Origin of the sequence: Sphingorhabdus arenilitoris, from assembly GCF_042651485.1 — a bacterium.
Classification (GTDB): domain Bacteria; phylum Pseudomonadota; class Alphaproteobacteria; order Sphingomonadales; family Sphingomonadaceae; genus Sphingorhabdus_B; species Sphingorhabdus_B arenilitoris.
In genome coordinates, this window is the sequence record NZ_JBHSDH010000012.1 from 93,282 (window position 1) to 111,830 (window position 18,549).

Genomic DNA, 18,549 nt, shown 5'->3' on the forward strand with positions numbered 1-18,549 from the left:
GCTTTAATCGGTCAGTTCAATCCATGTTGGCGCATGGTCGCTTGGTTTTTCGCGGCCGCGATGGTCCTTGTCCACACCGCTTGCGACTAACCGATCAGCAGCGTGCGGGCTAAGCAGCAGATGGTCGATGCGAAATCCGTGATCCTGTTGCCAGGCCCCCGCCTGAAAATCCCAATAGGTCCAAATGCCCCCTTGCGGATAATGGGTGGCCAGCGCATCGGTCCAACCATCGCCCAATATTTGGCGATAGGCCGCCATGCTTTCGGGTTGGCGCAGCGCATCGCCCCGCATGGCGTCTTTGGCCCAAATGTCGCAGTCGCGCGGGATAACATTATAATCGCCGGCCAGCACCACGGGCATTTCCAAATCCCACAGACCGCCAGCATGGGCGCGGAGCCGTTTCATCCAGGCAAGCTTATAGTCGAATTTTGGCCCCGGCTGCGGATTGCCATTGGGCAGATAAATGGTGGCAATCCGAACGCCGTTGACATCAGCCTCCAAATAGCGGGCTTGTTCATCGTCATCATCGCCGGGCAAGCGGCGCTGCGTTTCTTTTGGTTCGGTCCCCCGGGCCAATATGGCGACACCGTTAAAACTTTTTTGCCCATGCCAAATCGCGCCATAACCGATTTTTTCAAATTCTGCGGCGGGAAAGCCGTCATCTTGGCTTTTAATTTCCTGAAGGCAGGCGACATCAGGCTGCGTTTCCTCCAGCCATTCGAGCAGGCGCGGCAGGCGGGCCTTGATGCCGTTAATGTTAAAGCTGGCGATGCGCATCACGCTCCCTTTGCGGCTGACCTATTATACCAGCCATTTGATCGCAACAAACCCGCCGACAAAAGCTATCCCGCCCAGCGTGGTGGCAAGGGCGAAATTTTTGTCGATCCACGCTTTCATCGGTGCTCCGAAGAAACGCAGCAAGCCAGAAACGAGAAAGAAGCGCGCTGACCGGGCAACTATCGACGCGGCGATCAAAATATAGAGCGGCATCGCGGTCGATCCAGCGGCGATAGTGATAACCTTAAACGGCAGCGGCGTGAAACCAGCGAGGAGGACGATCAGCCAGCCTTGTTCATTGAAACTCTGCGCGAAACTGTCAAATTGATCGGCTAGGCCGTAAAAATTCAGGATAGCTTGTCCGATAGTTTCGAAAAGGAAAAATCCGATCGCATAACCAAGCAATGCGCCCAGCACCGATGCGATGGTGCAAATCAGGGCATAGCGCCATGCCTTTTCCGGGCGGGCAAGGCACATGGGGGCCAAGACAACATCGGGCGGGATCGGGAAAAAACTGCTTTCAATGAAAGAAATGCCAAATAGCCAACGCTCCGCATGGCGGTGTGCGGCTTTTTCCAATGTCCATTCATATAATCTTTTTAGCATCGCCGCGATTTAGCCGCGTGATGCCCTCCTGTCGATGGAATATTGCGCCGCCAAACTGTCATTATGGGTTGCAAAGGAAAACGGATATGGCAGAGTGCGAGGATGCAGCTTCTAACCCATGTAGAGAGAGGATAACCCCATGAAGATTTTTGGTGCGCCGCTGTCGCCCTTTGTTCGTAAAGTAATGATTTACTGCGCCGAACGTGACATCCCTTATGACCATGTGCCGATTTTTCCGATGGGGCCCGATGGACAGAATCCAGAATTCCTAGCCGCTTCCCCGCTGGGCAAAATTCCGGCTATTGAAGATGATGGCTTTACGTTGGCGGATAGCAGCGCGATCATCCATTATCTGGAAGCAAAGCATGGGCAGGCGCTGTTGCCCGAGGATGCGCAGGCCCGGGGGCAAGCGATATTCTTCGATGAAATCGCTGATACGGCGATTGCGGCAGTCACAGGGCCGATATTTTTCAACCGCGTCGTTGCGCCCAAATTTATGGGCCGCGAAGGCGACATGGCGGCAGCGGATGTCGCTGAAAAAGAGACCTTGCCGCCCATTTTGGCAAAGCTGGAAAAGCTAATGCCGGATGATAGCGCTTATCTGGTCGGCGGCGCACTTAGCGTTGCCGATATTTCGCTCGCCAGCGTGTTCATCAATTTCAAACATGGCGGAGTAACCGTCGATAGCGATCATTATCCCAAGCTGTCTGCTTGGCTCTTGGCGATATGGGATCGCCCCTCCTTCCAGCGTCAAATGGCCTTGGAGGCCCGGATATTGGGATAATATAACCATATAGGTTATTTATGCTTGACATCGTAACGCTATATGGCTACAAAAAGGCATGGTCGAAAAAACTGATTCGCACAGACGCGGCCATCATGGCGGCGGCGACCGGCAATATCAGGTTAGAATATAAGGGCTGGCTGCTTTCGGGCGTCCAGCCCTTTTTCATGGGCAAGGGAAGGGTTCCATATGTCAAAAAATAGCGCGGCAAAACGGGGTCAGGCATCAAAATCGGTACGGATAGGCGCGGCAAAGCGGGAGGTTTTTCTTGCCCAATTGGCCGAGACATCCAATGTCACGGCATCCGCCCGTGCCGCCGGGGTTAGCAGCTCCGCCATATATACATTACGCCGCCGCTCAGCCGAGTTTCGGGACCAATGGGCCGCCGCACTGACCGAAGGCTACGCCAAATTGGAGGCCGCGATGCTGGAAGAGGCATTGCAGGCGGCAAGCGCAGCAACCAGCGATGCGATGTTGAAATCGCGCGCGCAAAAACACCGGCTGCGGCTGGCTTTGCTGAATGCACACCGTGCATCGGTTAAATCGCTGCCCGATCCGCGCATTACGCCGGAAAAACAGCCGGACGGCGAAGCCATCAAGGCGAAGCTGATCGCAAAACTATCCGAGATGCGGCGGCGCATGGAGGAGGACATAACCAAAAAGGATAACATAGGCTTGCAAAATGGCTGATATCGACCATAGCGCTGAGGCGTTGATTGGCATGCCTGCGGGGGAATGTGCGGCCATTTTGGCACGCTGGAAGTTGCGCGATTATGTGCGTCATTTCAATGCTTGGCCATTTTGGCGGCGCCATGATCAAATGCCCCCGGAACGTGATTGGCGTATCTGGCTGGTGATGGCCGGCCGCGGTTATGGCAAAACCCGCATGGGGGCCGAATGGGTGCGCAGCCAGGCGGAGCAGCATGAAGGGGCGCGGATCGCCCTGATCGGCGCGACGATCATGGAGGCGCGGCAAATTATGGTGGAGGGGGAAAGCGGTATTTTGAACCTGCCGGGCACGTCAAATCTGCGCTGGGAATCCTCTTTGCGCCGGATCATTTGGCCCAATGGCGCGCAGGCAACATTATACTCAGCCGCCGAACCGGAGTCGCTGCGCGGGGTGCAGCATCATTTTGCCTGGGCCGATGAAATTGCCAAATGGCCGGACGGGATTGCCGTATGGGACAATTTGATGCTGGGGATGCGGCTGGGTGACCGGCCGCAGACTATCGCGACCACCACGCCGCGCCCGGTGCCGCTCATCCGCCGCCTTGTGACCGAAAAAGATGCCGCGTTAACCCATGGCCGCACCGATGATAACCGAGCGAATTTGCCGTCCGATTTCCGTTATGCCGTGGAACAGGCCTATGGCGGCACGCGGCTAGGGCGTCAGGAGCTGGACGGCGAGCTGATCGAGGATTTACAAGGTGCCTTATGGAACCGGCCGATGATTGAGGCATGCCGGGTTGGCAACCTGCCATCTTTTCGCCGTGTCGTGATCGGCGTTGATCCGCCGGTCAGCAGCGGCGGCGATGCTTGTGGTATCATCGCAGCGGCGCTGGGCCATGATGACAAAGCCTATATTTTGGCCGATCACAGCGTTCAGGGATGCTCGCCCGAAAAATGGGCGCGGGCGGTCGCCGCCTCATCAAATAAATGGCAAGCAGACCGAGTGGTGGTTGAGAGTAATCAAGGCGGAGAGATGGTCGAAAGCACATTGCGCGCGGCGCAAATTGGCCTGCCCATCACCCGCGTCCATGCGAGCCGAGGCAAAAGCGCGCGCGCAGAACCTGTGGCCGCGCTGTATGAAACCGGGCGGGTCCATCATGCGGGCGCCTTTCCGGCGCTGGAGGATCAGATGTGCGGATTGATCGCGGGTGGCGGCTATGAAGGCCCCGGCCGATCACCCGACCGTGCCGACGCACTGGTATGGGCGATCACGGAAATAATGCTCGGCAAAACCAAAGCCGGGCCCAGGGTGCGGATTTTGTGATCTCACTCTTTTAGGAGATGAAAATGAAAATATTCGGCTGGAAATCGGCCGGGCGTGGGAAGCTGCGTCCGGCCCGTTCGCATGTGAAATTAACGCGCGGCTATGGGATAGCGGCGCTGGGTGAATGGCCGCGCACTTATGACGAGCAGGTGCGCAGGCTTTATCTTGAAAATACGATTGCGCAGCGGGCGGTGCGGCTTGTGGCAGAGGGGGTGGCATCGGCACCGCTGATGACCAGCGATGACGGCGCATTGGAGTTAATCAATGCGACATCGGGCGGGCAATCCTTGCTCGAAACCATTGCCGTCCAATTGCTGCTTCATGGCAATGCTTATGTCGAAATGCTGCCCGATGCGGTGGGGGCTCCGTGTGAGCTATATGCGCTGCGCCCCGAACGGGTGCAGGTGGAAACCGATGTCGATGGTTGGCCCATGGGATTTGTATATGGCGCATCGGGTGCCGCATCGCGGATCGCATCGGACCGGATTATCCACATTCGCACAATCCACCCGCTGGACGATCATTACGGCCTTGGCTGTTTGTCTGCGGCGGCGGGAGCGATTGCCATCCATAATGCAGCGTCAAAATGGAATAAGGCGCTGCTCGACAATGCGGCGCGGCCATCGGGCGCATTGGTGTATGAACCGGGCGAAGGAACACCGTTATCCGGCGAGCAATTTGACCGGTTGAAATCCGAATTGGAGGCCAGCTTTGCAGGTGCCATCAATGCCGGGCGGCCAATGCTGCTCGAAGGGGGACTGAAATGGCAGGCTTTATCCATGTCGCCTGCGGATATGGATTTTGTCGCATTGAAATCGGCGGCGGCGCGGGACATTGCGCTGGGCTTTGGTGTGCCGCCGATGCTGCTCGGCCTGCCCGGAGATGCGACCTACGCCAATTACCGAGAGGCCAACCGCGCTTTGTGGCGGCAGGCGATTTTGCCCCTGGCCAATAAGATATTGAGCGCCATTGCCGAAGGGCTGGCCCCTTGGTTTGATGATCTGCGCCTGTCGGTTGACCTCGATCAGGTCAGCGCGCTGAGCGAGGACCGAGAGCGGCTTTGGGCTCAGGTGACCGCCGCCGATTTTTTAAGCAATGCCGAAAAACGCACAATGCTGGGTCTGGCACCCGAACCCCAAATAGAAGCGCAACCCCCTGCGGCACCCCAACCCGTGACCAAGGCTGAACCAGCGCGTGCGCAAGAAGAGGAGCAGAGCAGCGATGAGGAATAATGATATTTTGCTGCAACTGGCCGGACAGGCAAAGGGCAAGGGCACCGATCTGGCCACGTTGAAAGCGCTGATTGAGGAAGCATCGGAATTGGGCGCACACCGCGCAATGGCTGGATTGGGCCTCGATGATCCAGCGGCGTCGAAGGATATGGCGGAGCTGCGCGAATTGCTTTCGGCGTGGCGTGATGCCAAAAAATCCGCAGGCAAGGCGGCAATTGGCTGGATTGTGAAGGCGTGCCTTGCGCTGCTGCTCATTGGTCTTGCGGTTAAGCTGGGCTTGACCCAATTGGTGATGCAATGAAGATTGCGGGCTATGCAGCGATATTCGATCATCCCGACAGGGGCGGCGACATCATCCGCAAAGGCGCATTCAAACGCAGCGCAAAGGCGGGCATACCGCTATTGTGGCAGCATGATCAGGCGCAGCGCATCGGCTATGTCGAAAGCATCGCAGAGGATGAACGCGGCCTGCGCGTGATCGCCGAGATTGACGATACCGCCGCAAACAAAGTGGCCAAGGGGCAGGGCCTGTCCTTCGGATACCGGGTGCAAGGCATGAAGCGGCAGGAATATCGCGAATTGATTGACCTTGACCTGATAGAAGTCAGCATCGTCACCCACCCCATGCAACCTTTGGCAAGGGTTTTGGCAACCGAGTAAGTCCGCGGCTGGGGTGTTCCCCATGCTGTGGCTCATCGATCCAGGCGCTCCATTTCGGGGCGCTTTTTTTTATGGAGAAAAGCATATGAAATATGAGATTAAAGCCGACACGTTGAACGGAGCCTTTGACAAAGCCGCCTTTCCGGCCTTCGCCACGCGGCGTCCACAACTGTCGGGAAGCAAAGCGGCGAGCGCGGCGCGGTCCGCCTTCGTTGATGGCTATTTGCGCACAGGTGCGGAAATGGAGTTGAAAAGCGTTTCGGGCGCAGTTGCCGGTGATGGCGGCTATGCCCTGCCGCAGGAAATTGACGCCATCATCGATGCAACCTTGAAAACTGCATCGCCCATCCGCGCCATCGCCAATGTCGTCCAAGTGGGCAGCGCAGGATACCGCAAATTGGTGACGCAAAATGGCGTTGCCTCTGGTTGGGCATCGGAAACCGGCGCACGGGGCCAAACCAGCACGCCCTTATTTGCGGAAATATTGCCCAGTTTTGGCGATCTATATGCCAATCCGGCGGCGTCGCAGGCGATGCTCGATGATGCGCAATTTGACGTTGAGGCATGGCTGGCCAGTGAAATTGCCTCGGAATTTGCCAAGGCAGAGGGCAGCGCCTTCGTCAATGGCGATGGCGCCGATAAACCCACTGGATTTTTGACAGGTCCAGTCAGCAACGCCGATGACAATATTCGAGCCTTTGGCACCCTGCAATATGTGGCATCGGGTGCAGAGGGCGATTTTGATGATGAGGATCCGCAGGACCGTTTGATCGATCTGGTGCAAAGCCTGCGCGCGCCCTATCGCCAAGGCGCGGTCTGGGTAATGAATAGCGCAACGCTCGCCAAAATCCGCAAGATGAAAACCGCCGATGGCGGGTTTTTGTGGCAAGCCGGTCTGGCCGCTGGACAAGCCGATACGCTGCTCGGCTATCCCGTGGTCGAAGCCGAAGATATGCCGGATATGGCCGCGGGCAGCCTGTCGATTGCCTTCGGTAATTTCAAGGCCGGTTATTTGATTGCGGAGCGCGGCGAAACAGCAATCCTGCGCGATCCTTATTCCAACAAGCCCTATGTGCATTTTTATGCGACCAAACGGGTTGGCGGCGCGCTGAGCAATTCTGAAGCCATCAAAGTGATGAAATTCTCCGCCAGCTAATATCAATAAAACTAGGGCGTCATTACGGTTTGGGCCGGGATGGCGCCTTTATTTTCACTCAGCGGAAATGAACAGTTATGACCAATTATATTTTTCAGCGCGGAGAGACAATTTCGCTGGCGCTAGATGCCTTGTCGGGTGACTCCCTGTCCGTCAGCAGCATCAGCGCAGTGATGAAGGCAGTGGCACCGGGCCGGACGAGCGCTGCTCCCGGTGCGCCGGTTGCCGCTGCCTTCGCTATCGAACCACGCATGGCCGGGGACGATAATCCGGCGGGTTGGACCTTGACCGTGCCCGCGATGGTCAGCGCCGATTTGCCGCCGGGCAGCTATATCGCCGATGCGCGGCTGGAATTGACCGATGGGAAAGTGGTGGTGTCGGACAGCATCACCATGTCCATCCGTCCATCGGTGTCGGCATGATTGTGCCATTGGCGCTGCTGTGGCGATTGCCCGATTCTCCTTTGAAAACAGCTTGGCGGGCACCTGCAACGGTTGTTGCCGTGCCACTTGCGGACCGCCGGGGACAACGGCTGAATTCGCTCATCGGACCTGCAGGCCCACAAGGCCCGGCGGGGCCGCAGGGGCCGCAGGGGCCAATGGGCCTTCAAGGCCCGGCTGGCGAAGCGGGCGCGACGGGAGCCGCAGGACCAGCGGGACAACCAGGCGCATCAGGACCGGCAGGTTCGCAGGGGCCCAAAGGCGACAGCGGCGCGGCAGGAGAAAAAGGCGTTGTGGGACCAGCCGGGCCCCAAGGGCTCACCGGACCAGCTGGCCCGAAAGGCGATGCAGGTTCAATTGGCCCAATCGGTCCCGCTGGTCCGCAAGGTGTGACAGGGCCTGCGGGGCCAGCCGGTTCTAAAGGAGACAAAGGTGATAAGGGAGACATCGGCGTTACCGGAGCTGTGGGCCCGGCTGGAGCAATGGGACCTATCGGGCCAAAAGGAGATATTGGACCGCAAGGCGCGGCCGGGGCAACTGGTCCAGCTGGCCCGAAAGGTGATTCAGGGCCCATTGGGCCAATCGGTCCTGTTGGTCCGCAAGGCCCTACCGGGTTAACCGGACCGGTAGGACCAGCAGGTCCGCCCGGACCAAAGGGGGATACGGGAATAACCGGTCCAGCAGGACCAATCGGCGCAACCGGACCTGTGGGCGCATCTGGTCCCCAAGGGCAGGCGGGAGCGGCGGGTCCAATCGGTCCGATGGGTCCAGCGGGTTTAGCAGGTCCAGTAGGTCCGGCGGGTCCAGTGGGTCCAGTAGGTCCAGCGGGTCCAGCGGGCCCCGCCGGCGCCGTGGCGGTTACACGGCAAATATCGACTATCGGCGGACGTTGGAATTTTTCCATTGATGGTCGGTGGGTTGGATTTTCGACAACCTCTGGTTCGCACGGCGAAAATTATATACAGTCGGCTGGCACTGCGGCTGAACCTGCTGTTTTGTGGAATCAGCTCGGTCCTTTTGTCACAAGTGGCAGTAAAGTGGTGCGACTACGGATAGGCGGCTTGATGAGTCATGTTGAAATATCAGCTGTAAATATCCGTTTGTATCATCAAACCGGACCATGGACCGGCGAATGGGATACGGCGGCAGAGACAATCCGAACCAATCTGTTGACAGCCAACAATGTTGATTTTTCCGGTGGCGATTTGAAGCGCCATGTTTTCGAGATCAACCAAATTGTTAACAGCGATGGTTTTTTGGTTATGTTTGTGCAGCCGGCCGTACCCATCACAGCGATCCGTTATTTAATGTGTAGCATGCTGCTGGAATCGGAACCGGCTTGATCCTGCCAAAGCTGAACCAAAATTTCAAAAATTGAGGAAGATATTATGTTGAGCATTGATCCGCTCAACCTCGACAGCTTTATGCTGGACGAGGTTAGGGCTTATTTGCGTCTGGATCAGGATGCAGAAGATACCTCGTTGGGCGCAATTTTGCTGGCGGCCATAGTCCATGCAGAAAGCTTTACCCGGCAAATTATGATCCGCCGCACGGTGCGCGAAATAATGCCATCATCATCGCATTGGCAAAGGCTTTCGGCGAGCCCGGTTGCCGCGGTTGTGGCGGTGGCCGGAATTCCTGCTGAGGGTTCCCATTTCGCAATGGATGAAAGCCATTATACCGCCCGGATTGATGCGGACGGTGATGCCTATATAAGTGTGCGGCGGGCAGGTTCAGCTGGACGGATTGAGGTTACCTATCAAGCCGGATTAGCGGCGAGCTGGTCCGATCTTCCCGAAAGCCTGCGGCTCGCCATATTGCGCATGACGGGGCATTTGCATCTCTACCGCGATAATGACGGCGATGCCGGTCCGCCCGCTGCGGTTGCCGCTTTGCTGCGTCCATGGCGGCGCATGAGGTTGTCGGCATGAGCGGGGAATTTGCAGGCACTCTGCGCGAAAGAGTGACCATTGAAACCCGCACCGGCAACCGCGATGCATTGGCGGGCAGCAGCGGGCAATATGCCTATTCGGGTGAAGCCTGGGCGGCATTAGCACCGATTGTGCCGGGCGATTTGACGCAGGCAGGCAGCCTGAGCGCGATGCCCCGGTGGAAAGTGACGATGCGCAAACGGGAAGGCATTGATCCGCGTGTCCGGCTTGTCTGGCGCTCCAAATATCTCGCCGTGCGTCAGGTGGTGAGCGACCCGCGTGAGCCATCGCAAATGCAGATCACTTGCGAGGAGGTGCGATGAGCCTCGATCAGCTGGAAAAGCAAGCGATTGCATCGGCTGAAGCGGCGGCGCACCGCGTTGCAATCCGCATCGCCGCTGATGCCGATTTACCCCCGGATGTACGCGCCGAAACCCGTGGAGGCGAAATCATTTTATCAGCACGTAATCTGCGCCAGCGAATGATCCGCGACAGCCGCATCCGCAATTTTGCCCGGAAAGGAACGTCATTATGAGCGACGCTGTTATCGCGCTGCAAACCGCCGCAACCGCTGCGTTGGAAACTCACCCTGCGCTCGCGCAGAGTCTGAACGGTGTATATGACGGGCCGCCGGTTCGCGCCGTCTTTCCCTATATCGCTTTCACCGAAAATCTGGTGACCGATTGGAGCACCAAAACCGAAACCGGGCGAGAGGTGAGGTTGGCCTTCACCATCTGGGATGACGGCGATGTGCCAGCGCGGCTGCATCAGTTGATCGGCCATAGCCAGGAGGCCATTGCTGCGCTGCCCGAAATGGTCGGCGGATGGCAAATTGCCAGCAACATATTTTTGCGCGGCTTAATCGCCCGCGATGCCGCCGGGCCATGGGCCGCCTTGGTCGAACACCGGATCAGGATGCTGCAAATATAGGGTCACAAACCCCGCAGCCTCGGGTTGCGGCACCACATAAACTATTCACTAAAATGGAGACAGCATTATGTCAGTGGAAAAAGGAAGCGCCTTCCTGTTAAAGGTTGGCGATGGCGGCGCTCCGCCGGTTTACAGCACGGTCGCAGGGTTGCGCACCACCCAATTGTCGATCAATGGCGATCCGATTGTCGTGACAAATAAAGGGTCGGGCGGTTGGCGTGATTTGCTTCCCGGAGCAGGCGTTCGGTCGGTGTCAGCATCAGCCGCCGGTGTTTTTACCGGCAGCGCCGCCGAAACGCAGATTAAGAATAACGCGCTATCCGGCGCGATTGACGATTATGAGTTAAGCTTTGAAAGCGGGGAACGGCTGCAAGGCAAATTCCTCGTCACGCGGCTGGACTATGCGGGCGATTTCAATGGCGAACGCAGCTATACATTGTCGCTGGAAAGCAGCGGCCCGGTAAGTGCATTATGACTGTGAATGCGATGCGCGGTGAGGCGCAAGTTGCAGGTTATAAATTGCGTCCAAGCTTTACCGCGCTTGTTGCGGCTGAGGAGGAGTTGGGGCCGCTATTCGCGCTGGTTGAGCGGGCGGCGGCTGGGCAATTAAAACTATCGGAGATGACCGCGCTATTTTGGCATTGTGCGCAGGGCCATACCGGCATTAACCGGGCCGAATTTTCTGATGCAGTTGCCGAGGCAGGGTTGGCAGCGGCGACCCCGGCGCTGAAAATATTGCTCGGCCAAATTTTGAACGGTCAATAACCCGTGCTGGGCCAGCACGCAGACATGAGCAGCTTCACCGCCAACGCCGCCAAGCTATGCGGCAAATGCGCGCTGCTTTTGGGCTGGCGGCCAAGCGATTTTTGGGACGCAACACCGGCGGAGTTGGAAACGATATTATCCGCCATCACCCCAGAAGCGGAATGCCCGCCAGAGCCGCAAATCATTGAAAAGTTAAAGGAGCAATTCCCCGATGGATGAGGAAATTGAAAGGCTGGTTGTGTCTGTTCGCGCCGATACGCGGGGCTTTGCAGCCGACGTCGACGCAATGCGGGCGCAGCTCGACGGCCCGTTTGCCGCCGGGTTGGACCGCGCAGGCAAGGCATTGGAAAACAGCCTGACGCGGGCCATACGAACCGGCAAATTTGGTTTTGATGATTTGCGCAATGTGGCGCTGTCCGTGCTGGCCGAAATTGCCACCGCCGCGATCAGCTCTGGGTTAAATGGTCTCAGCGGCGGCGGGCAGAGCGGCGGGCAGGGCAGCGGCGTGGGCGGCTTGTTAAGCTCTGTCACGGCGCTGTTGGGCAATTTATTCGGATCGCCGGGCCGCGCAACCGGCGGGCCCGTATCGCCGGGCCGTGCTTACCGTGTCGGCGAAAATGGACCAGAACTATTCGTGCCCACCAGCAGCGGGCGGGTAGAAACCAGCACAGGCGGCGGCGGGGCAGGCGGGCAGGCAGTGAACCTGACCATCAATATTTCGGATAATGGCCGGGGTAGCGCGCCCGAAAGCCTACAGCGTTCGTCGCGGCAGGTCGCCCGCATGGTGCGCCAGGCATTGAGCCGTAATTAGGACCGGCATCGCAAGCCGATCACAGGAGGATATTATGGCCTATTGGTTATGTGAACAAAGGGGGCGGCAGCAAACCGTTCCGGTAATGCGGTTCGACCCGCGTTTCTGGACCGTAAATTTCCCCCGCCCGATGATGGCGTCGGTGGTGACCAGCGGGCCGGAATCGCTGCGCGTTGACGCGACATTTTACAAAAACGACGATCTGGCGGGACTCATCTGGGACAGCGAAGATCGGATTGATCACCCGCTGCTCGCCTATGAGACGAACCGGGATTATCGCCGGTTGACCCTATCCTTTCGTTGGCGGTCGGCGGGCATCATGCCGCTTAATGCAGTCAATGGTCCCACATTGACCATCGAAGGACGCGATGCGGCGGGCAAGGCGAAAAGCTGGTATGTGCGGCTTTGGAATTATGCCAGCGGCTCGCCGAGCGATGCGCAAATCACCCTGAAATTCAGCAAACTGAATGGCGGGTTCCTGCTGCCATCGGAGGCTGACCCGGTTTATGCAGGCGACATTGACCGGATGTTCATTTCGCTCATCCCACCCGAATTTGGCAGCGGCCCCGCGATATTCCCTGGGGCAAAGGAAGGCTGGGTAGAATTGTCACAGATACGCTGTGACGGCGGCGGGGTGATGCTGGATACCGGCGATGTCATGCTGCCCGAACACCGCTTGAAAATGGCCACAGGCTATGACGACGCCTATAATCAGACTCCGGCCCGGATGCTGCGCCAAATTCATGCTCTGGGTTACCGCGGAACGATCAACCATTATGTTGGGATGAGCCATTATTTCCGGCTCGAGCCGCTCGGCAATGCCCATTATGTCAGCCTTGCCGGCGGCACGCTCAATACGCCTTGCCGCGCCTGGCACGACAATTTTGCGGATCAGGCAAAGCAAGCCGGATATGACCTGATATTCTCATTATCTTATGAATTGTTTGATGCCCATTGCTGGAATGATTGGAAACAAAGGGCGGAAAATGGCGATCCCGCGCTTACCGGGTGGGTGCCGCCGTCAACATTGCTGTCCCCGGCGCATAATGGCGCGATGGCGTATCTGCAGCTAGTCGGCCGCGCATTTGCAGATATATTAAAACAGGCTGGACTTCCGGTAAAATTTCAAATTGGCGAGCCATGGTGGTGGATTATGCCCGATGGCCGTATCTGCCTGTATGACGCCGCCGCGAGCGTAGCTTTTGGCACTTTATCCGTTAGCATCGGCGCGATACCGGGGCCCAAAACAGCCGCTCAAAAAGCCATGTTAGACAAAGCAGGCGAATTGCTGTCGGCATCAACCGCTGCGCTGGCGGCGGCGGTGCGGGCCGAAGCGGGCGCGGCGGGCGCGCAACTGCTGTTGCTGGTATATCTTCCGACGGTTCTCGACCCCGAAGCACCAGAGGCGCAGCGGGCCAATGTGCCGTTGGGATGGGCGACGCCCGCTTTTGATGTGTTGCAGCTGGAGGATTATGATTGGGTAATCAGCGGCAATCATGGCGCGACCGAGCGGGCGATCCCGGCAATGGCGCAGCGGCTTGGCTATCCGATAGAAGAACAGCATTATTTTTCAGGTTTCGTGCTGAATGCCCCGGAAAAAGCGCAATGGCGCGACATAGAAGAGGCCGCACAGCGCGCCCATAATCGGGGCACTGCGGAAACCTATATCTGGGCGCTGCCGCAAATTTGCCGTGACGGATACACCCATTTTGAAATTGGTGAGGAGACACAAGACGTGCAGGCTTTTGACGATATATTATTCCCGATTGAAATCGGCGCTCAGGCCTCTGCCATGCCCGAATTTTCAACGCAGATTGCGACAACACTGTCGGGCCACGAACGGCGCAATAGCGACTGGGCCGATGCCCGGCAAAGCTATGACGTAGCGCCCGGAATTGGCAGCGATGAACAGTTGGAGGTGCTGATCGGATTTTTCCGGGCAAGGCGGGGCGCGGCGAAAGCGTTTCGTTTTCGCGATTCATTTGACAATAGTTCCAACGCGATGACATTGCCGCCGACATTAACCGATCAAATTTTGGGCGAAGGCGACGGGGTAAGGACCAGCTTCGCCTTGCTAAAACGCTATGGCGATGGCGAGGCTGCGCAAATGCGTTTGATAACCCGGCCGGTTGCAGGCAGCGTGCGGGTAGCCATAAATGGCCAAGAAGCAACTTCTTGGCGGGTGGAGCAGGGTCGCGTGATTTTCGAAACTGCCCCAAATATCGGGGCTGTGATCACGGCCGGGTTTCATTTTGATGTGCCGGTTCGCTTTGCCGAGGACCGGTTAGAGGTAAACCGCTTCAGCTTTGGGGCCGGTGAAATGCCGTCGGTGCCGCTGATCGAAGTTAAGGAGGCGGGCTGATGGATGTTTGGCTAGCCGGGGACCTTACCAGTGCCGCTTATGCCTGGCGGCTGGAGCGGCGCGATGGCGTCACCATCGGCTTTACATCGCATGACCGCGATGTTGAAATAGACGGCCTGCTATATCGTGCCAGCCCTGGCATGGAGCCGAGCACGATATCGGAAAGTCTGGGGCTGGAGAACAACGGTCTTGAAATAACCGGAATGGTTAGCGGTGATGCGATAAGCGAGGAGGATTTATCAGCAGGCCGGTGGAATGGATGCGCGCTTTCAGTATTCTTGTTTGACTGGACACAGCCCGCCGCTGGCAAGCGAATATTGGCGCAGGGTGAGCTGGGACAGGTAAGCTATTCAGATGAGAGTTTTCAGGTCGAGCTAGACAGCGCCGCAGCGCGTTTGAGTGCGCCTGCCGTTCCTTACACGTCGCCTGGATGCCGGGCCAGTTTTTGCGGCGGGGATTGCGGATTAAATCAGGCTCGGTTCCGTCACATGCGGACTGTCAGCCATGTTGATGGCGAACAGATTATCTTCCAAGACCAATTACCGGGCAACCCAAATGACTTTGCTTATGGCTATTTGCGCTGGTTGGACGGCGGTAATAGTGGCGATATATCAGATATCTATATTAGTGATGAAGATAGCGTCGCCTTGGCCGCCGTACCGGAATTTGAAGTTCGGCCCGGCGCTCGTGTGATATTGGTCGAAGGCTGCGACAAAAGCATCGCAACTTGCGCAACCCGTTTTTCAAATGCCGTCAATTTTCGCGGCGAACCACATTTGCCCGGCAATGATTTGCTGACCCGTTATCCGGGGGCATCGTGATAGTAATGGCCAATGATGATGTAAGCGAAGCTATCGCTGCGCGGGCATTGGCGCAAATCGGAGTTGCATTCAAATTACATGGACGAAAAGCGGGGGCTGGCCTCGATTGTGTCGGGCTTACCGCTCATGCCATGGATGTTCAGCATGATTTGCCCTGCCCCCCACGCGATTATCATATGGCGGGCGATTATATCGATCAAATTTGTACCTATATGGAAAAATGTGGATTTGGTTTCGCTGCGCCAGATGCCCCGTTACAGGTTGGCGATATTATATTGCTGCGGCCCGGTCCACGGCAGCAACATTTGGGCATTTGGACAGGCGCAGGTCTGGTCCACGCCCATGCAGGTATTCGGCGGGTGGTGTTCACGCCCGGACAGCCGGTTTGGCCGGTCTGCCAGATTTGGCGAAAAAAAGGAGACTGACATGGCAACCTTGGTTTTTGCCGGATTAGGCGCGCTCATTGGCGGGCGGGTCGGATCGCAAATTGGCGCTTTCATTGGGCAGCAAGTCGATGCTGAACTATTTAAGGGGCCCGCACGCGAGGGGCCTCGGTTGAAAGAATTGGAGGTGCAAACTTCGTCTTATGGCACTCAAATCCCCGCCATATATGGATCGATGCGGGGTGCAGGTACGGTTATCTGGGCCACCGACCTGATTGAACGGAGCAATAAAAATGGCGGCGGAAAAGGCCGTCCATCAACCATCGAATATAGCTATTCAGTCAGCATGGCCGTCGCTCTTTCCAGCCGCCCCGCTGCGCGGTTGGGCCGGATTTGGGCGGATGGAAATTTGCTGCGCGGGGCCGCAGGTGATTTGAAAACAGGCGGTGAAATGCGCTTTTACCAAGGCCATTATGATCAGCCCGCAGATCCGTTGATCGCATCCATTGAAGGTGCCGGTACTTGCCCGGCCTATAGGGGATTATGTTACGCTGTGTTTGAAGACCTGCAGCTGGCCGATTTTGGCAATAGAATACCGTCGATGACATTCGAAATTTTCGAACGCGATGGTTCGGTGTCGCTATGCGATATCGTGGCATCCACCGCTGGAGAAACAATCGATTGTGAAGCGGATGAGTTTGTTTCGGGCTATGCATTGCTCGGCGGTGATAAGCGGTCCGCGCTGGAACCATTAACGGATAACTTGCCGGTCAATGTCCGGCCCATGGGTGATACATTGACGATAAAAGCCTGGGGCGCGGGGAAACCCGGGCGGGCCGTCACGATTGCCAGCCATGAAAATAGCAAAAAGCTGAAACGCCCTGAACAAACAGCCGCGCTGCAACCGGCTGCACAGGCATTGGCGGTGCGTTATTATGACCCCGCCCGTGATTATCAAATCGGGGTCCAGCAAAGCCGGTTGTCCGATATTGGCCGGGTGGCGCAGCAAATTGATCTCCCCGCCGCTTTATCAAGCGCCGCTGCGCGCAGATTGGCCGATATGCAGCTGCTATACCGGAAAAGCGCGCGCAGCGGTTGGAGCGGATATATTATGCGCGACGAGAAACGCATCGGTGCTGGCGACATCATATTCGATGATGCGGAGGGAAATCCGGGAGGCAGGTCGTGGCAGGTGACGGAGGTCGAACATTTCGGAATGGTGTCGCGCCTGTCGGCACGGCGGACCATCTCCTTATCACCGGCTCCAAGTAACGAGGCCGACGGTGGCCGAAATGTTACCACGCCGGATTATGTAATTGGCCCGACATTTTTGATGTTGGCGGAATTACCGGCGCTTCGGTCCAGTGATGGCGGAGCGCCGCTGGTCGTTGCCGCAGCTTCCGGCACAAGTCCGGGTTGGCGGCGAGCAATTTTATCACGGATAGTGGGCAGCAGCGTTGAGCAGGTAGGAAGCACCGCCAATGCCGCTGCTATCGCTGTGCTCACCGGTAATACCGCATCCCATCCGGCGCATGTGACCGATACAGCAAATGCGATAATCGTGCAGATGGTAAATCCGCAGGCAGAGCTGCCCCAACGTGAAACGGGCCTTGCTGACCTCACCGCGCCGATATTTTGGCTTGATGGCGAAATTATTCGCGCGGGTAAAATCGATGATTTGGGCGGCGGCCAATTTCGTTTGGCGCAGCTACAGCGGGGCTGTTTCGGGACCGAAAGCGAAATAGCTGCGCACCAATCTGGACGCCCTATATTGCTCCTTAATCCGGATAATTTGGCTCAGTTAAATATGGATGGCATATCATCCGGGGTGCAGATTGAAATTGAGGCTATGGGGCTGGGGGATGAGCAGCCGGTTGCAGCGTCCCTCAATGTAAGTGGTAAAGCGATCCGTCCCTTTGCTCCTGTCCATGGTCATGTGGTCAAATTGGCTGACGGTCATGTATCGTTAAGTTGGATCAGGCGGAGCCGGATTGACCACGGGTGGCAAGATTCGGTCGATCATCCGTTAGATGAAGATAGTGAAGCCTACTATGTTACCGCTTACGACGGCGAAGAACCGCTAGCGATATTTGAAACGAGCGGTCCGGAGTTACTATTGTCCCCCGCTCAATTGAACAGTTGGATTGCCAAAGGCACGCGGGCCGTGACGTTCGAGATAAGTCAAATTGGCCGTTTTGCAAAATCACCGGCATTGTCGCTGACAATCGTTATTTAGAAAAAAATGAACATTGCGCCTTTCCGTGCCGATTATTTCAAGAATTGAACAAGGAACCCCATGATGCAAATGAATACCGCACGCCATAAGATGCCCTTAATTTTTGCAGGCCAGGCTCAAAAAGAACTCACACATAATGAAGCTTTAGCAATTATCGACGCGTTGATCAGCCCGGCGGTGTTGGATGAAATTGCGGCGCCGGTGAGTAATTTGGGAGCAGGTGACGCTGGCAAGTGCTGGTTAGTTGCTCCTCTGGCGCAAGGCGCTTGGGCGGGGCATGATCGAAAAATAGCTTATTGGACCGGCGGAAGCTTCCGGTTTTTGGAGCCGCATGAAGGAATGACGGTTTGGCAAAAGGCGCAGTCGGTATTTTTTGTTTATCAAGCAGGAGCTTGGGTATCACCTGCCTATATTGCCGATATATCTGGCGGCAATGTTGTGGACATAGAGGCGCGCGCGGCAGTTAATTTGATTCTGGCTGGCCTACGCGAAGTGGGTATAATAGCGCGTTGATCAGCTGGCGTGGCGCATTTTATAGGGTAAATTTTCGAAAAGGATGGGAAATAGAGGCATTTTGGCAACAGTTAAGTGCAAAGTGGGCTTGCATCGTTTCTAGAGACTCGGTAGTAACCAAGGCTCGAATTTTGATCCTAATATAAGAA

General features: G+C 56.8%; 25 protein-coding genes. 22 read left to right on the forward strand and 3 right to left on the reverse strand.

What is annotated here, in order from left to right; translation table 11 throughout:
- Positions 1 to 3 precede the first annotated feature (3 nt).
- Together xth and ACFOWX_RS03570 are read right to left on the reverse strand one after the other, a co-directional pair.
- On the reverse strand, positions 4 to 777 hold the full coding sequence (gene xth, locus ACFOWX_RS03565; protein ID WP_381421370.1) for an exodeoxyribonuclease III: 774 nt from the start codon (positions 775 to 777) through the stop codon (positions 4 to 6).
- Positions 778 to 801: 24 nt separating this feature from the next.
- Entirely contained in the window at positions 802 to 1,383 is a 582-nt protein-coding gene (locus tag ACFOWX_RS03570; protein WP_381421372.1) for a YqaA family protein, read from the reverse strand.
- Between the two features lie 139 nt (positions 1,384 to 1,522).
- Between ACFOWX_RS03570 and ACFOWX_RS03575 the strand changes: the two genes are divergently transcribed.
- Positions 1,523 to 2,167, forward strand: a complete 645-nt coding sequence (locus ACFOWX_RS03575; RefSeq protein WP_381421374.1) for a glutathione S-transferase family protein — start codon at positions 1,523 to 1,525, stop codon at positions 2,165 to 2,167.
- Positions 2,168 to 2,213: 46 nt separating this feature from the next.
- Here ACFOWX_RS03575 and ACFOWX_RS03580 read toward each other — a convergent pair whose 3' ends face one another.
- Positions 2,214 to 2,336, reverse strand: a complete 123-nt coding sequence (locus ACFOWX_RS03580; RefSeq protein WP_381421376.1) for a hypothetical protein — start codon at positions 2,334 to 2,336, stop codon at positions 2,214 to 2,216.
- Between the two features lie 20 nt (positions 2,337 to 2,356).
- Here ACFOWX_RS03580 and ACFOWX_RS03585 point away from each other — a divergent pair, with 20 nt between their 5' ends.
- The 21 genes from ACFOWX_RS03585 (at position 2,357) to ACFOWX_RS03685 (ending at position 18,400) form a co-directional block, all read left to right on the forward strand.
- The gene (locus ACFOWX_RS03585; protein ID WP_381421378.1) at positions 2,357 to 2,857 is read left to right on the forward strand and encodes a hypothetical protein; all 501 of its coding nucleotides are present in this window, start codon (positions 2,357 to 2,359) and stop codon (positions 2,855 to 2,857) included.
- Positions 2,850 to 4,160 carry a DNA-packaging protein gene (locus tag ACFOWX_RS03590; protein ID WP_381421380.1) on the forward strand — a complete coding sequence of 437 codons (1,311 nt, stop codon included), beginning with the start codon at positions 2,850 to 2,852 and terminating at the stop codon, positions 4,158 to 4,160. Before ACFOWX_RS03585 ends, ACFOWX_RS03590 begins: the two co-directional genes overlap by 8 nt.
- A 23-nt stretch (positions 4,161 to 4,183) precedes the next feature.
- Positions 4,184 to 5,392 (forward strand): phage portal protein, encoded by a 1,209-nt coding sequence (locus ACFOWX_RS03595; protein ID WP_381421382.1) that lies wholly within the window; start codon positions 4,184 to 4,186, stop codon positions 5,390 to 5,392.
- The gene (locus ACFOWX_RS03600) at positions 5,382 to 5,693 is read left to right on the forward strand and encodes a DUF6127 family protein (protein WP_381421384.1); all 312 of its coding nucleotides are present in this window, start codon (positions 5,382 to 5,384) and stop codon (positions 5,691 to 5,693) included. The genes ACFOWX_RS03595 and ACFOWX_RS03600 overlap by 11 nt, the downstream gene beginning before the upstream one ends.
- Positions 5,690 to 6,052, forward strand: a complete 363-nt coding sequence (locus tag ACFOWX_RS03605; protein WP_381421386.1) for an HK97 family phage prohead protease — start codon at positions 5,690 to 5,692, stop codon at positions 6,050 to 6,052. Before ACFOWX_RS03600 ends, ACFOWX_RS03605 begins: the two co-directional genes overlap by 4 nt.
- An 85-nt stretch (positions 6,053 to 6,137) precedes the next feature.
- Complete coding sequence (locus ACFOWX_RS03610) at positions 6,138 to 7,208, forward strand: phage major capsid protein (protein ID WP_381421388.1); 1,071 nt, start codon at positions 6,138 to 6,140, stop codon at positions 7,206 to 7,208.
- A 77-nt stretch (positions 7,209 to 7,285) separates the two neighbouring features.
- The gene (locus ACFOWX_RS03615) at positions 7,286 to 7,630 is read left to right on the forward strand and encodes a hypothetical protein (RefSeq protein ID WP_381421390.1); all 345 of its coding nucleotides are present in this window, start codon (positions 7,286 to 7,288) and stop codon (positions 7,628 to 7,630) included.
- Positions 7,627 to 8,991, forward strand: a complete 1,365-nt coding sequence (locus ACFOWX_RS03620; protein ID WP_381421392.1) for a hypothetical protein — start codon at positions 7,627 to 7,629, stop codon at positions 8,989 to 8,991. The genes ACFOWX_RS03615 and ACFOWX_RS03620 overlap by 4 nt, the downstream gene beginning before the upstream one ends.
- Before the next feature lie 45 nt (positions 8,992 to 9,036).
- Positions 9,037 to 9,579, forward strand: a complete 543-nt coding sequence (locus tag ACFOWX_RS03625; protein ID WP_381421394.1) for a head-tail connector protein — start codon at positions 9,037 to 9,039, stop codon at positions 9,577 to 9,579.
- Positions 9,576 to 9,902 carry a head-tail adaptor protein gene (locus ACFOWX_RS03630; RefSeq protein ID WP_381421396.1) on the forward strand — a complete coding sequence of 109 codons (327 nt, stop codon included), beginning with the start codon at positions 9,576 to 9,578 and terminating at the stop codon, positions 9,900 to 9,902. The genes ACFOWX_RS03625 and ACFOWX_RS03630 overlap by 4 nt, the downstream gene beginning before the upstream one ends.
- Positions 9,899 to 10,114, forward strand: coding sequence for a hypothetical protein (locus tag ACFOWX_RS03635; protein ID WP_381421398.1), 216 nt, complete (start codon positions 9,899 to 9,901; stop codon positions 10,112 to 10,114). Before ACFOWX_RS03630 ends, ACFOWX_RS03635 begins: the two co-directional genes overlap by 4 nt.
- Entirely contained in the window at positions 10,111 to 10,509 is a 399-nt protein-coding gene (locus ACFOWX_RS03640; RefSeq protein ID WP_381421400.1) for a DUF3168 domain-containing protein, read from the forward strand. Before ACFOWX_RS03635 ends, ACFOWX_RS03640 begins: the two co-directional genes overlap by 4 nt.
- Before the next feature lie 67 nt (positions 10,510 to 10,576).
- Complete coding sequence (locus tag ACFOWX_RS03645) at positions 10,577 to 10,984, forward strand: phage tail tube protein (protein ID WP_381421402.1); 408 nt, start codon at positions 10,577 to 10,579, stop codon at positions 10,982 to 10,984.
- The gene (locus tag ACFOWX_RS03650; RefSeq protein WP_381421404.1) at positions 10,981 to 11,274 is read left to right on the forward strand and encodes a GTA-gp10 family protein; all 294 of its coding nucleotides are present in this window, start codon (positions 10,981 to 10,983) and stop codon (positions 11,272 to 11,274) included. The genes ACFOWX_RS03645 and ACFOWX_RS03650 overlap by 4 nt, the downstream gene beginning before the upstream one ends.
- A gap of 24 nt (positions 11,275 to 11,298) precedes the next feature.
- Positions 11,299 to 11,493 (forward strand): phage tail assembly chaperone, encoded by a 195-nt coding sequence (locus ACFOWX_RS03655; protein ID WP_381421406.1) that lies wholly within the window; start codon positions 11,299 to 11,301, stop codon positions 11,491 to 11,493.
- The gene (locus ACFOWX_RS03660) at positions 11,486 to 12,085 is read left to right on the forward strand and encodes a tail tape measure protein (protein ID WP_381421408.1); all 600 of its coding nucleotides are present in this window, start codon (positions 11,486 to 11,488) and stop codon (positions 12,083 to 12,085) included. The genes ACFOWX_RS03655 and ACFOWX_RS03660 overlap by 8 nt, the downstream gene beginning before the upstream one ends.
- A 34-nt stretch (positions 12,086 to 12,119) precedes the next feature.
- Positions 12,120 to 14,447, forward strand: coding sequence for a DUF2460 domain-containing protein (locus ACFOWX_RS03665; protein WP_381421410.1), 2,328 nt, complete (start codon positions 12,120 to 12,122; stop codon positions 14,445 to 14,447).
- Positions 14,447 to 15,268 (forward strand): DUF2163 domain-containing protein, encoded by an 822-nt coding sequence (locus ACFOWX_RS03670; protein WP_381421412.1) that lies wholly within the window; start codon positions 14,447 to 14,449, stop codon positions 15,266 to 15,268. Before ACFOWX_RS03665 ends, ACFOWX_RS03670 begins: the two co-directional genes overlap by 1 nt.
- Positions 15,269 to 15,273: 5 nt before the next feature.
- Positions 15,274 to 15,693 carry an NlpC/P60 family protein gene (locus ACFOWX_RS03675; protein ID WP_381421414.1) on the forward strand — a complete coding sequence of 140 codons (420 nt, stop codon included), beginning with the start codon at positions 15,274 to 15,276 and terminating at the stop codon, positions 15,691 to 15,693.
- A gap of 1 nt (position 15,694) precedes the next feature.
- Entirely contained in the window at positions 15,695 to 17,887 is a 2,193-nt protein-coding gene (locus ACFOWX_RS03680) for a phage tail protein (protein WP_381421416.1), read from the forward strand.
- 60 nt (positions 17,888 to 17,947) lie between these two features.
- A complete protein-coding gene (locus ACFOWX_RS03685) occupies positions 17,948 to 18,400 on the forward strand; it encodes a DUF2793 domain-containing protein (protein WP_381421418.1) in 453 nt (150 codons plus the stop codon).
- Positions 18,401 to 18,549: the final 149 nt, after the last annotated feature.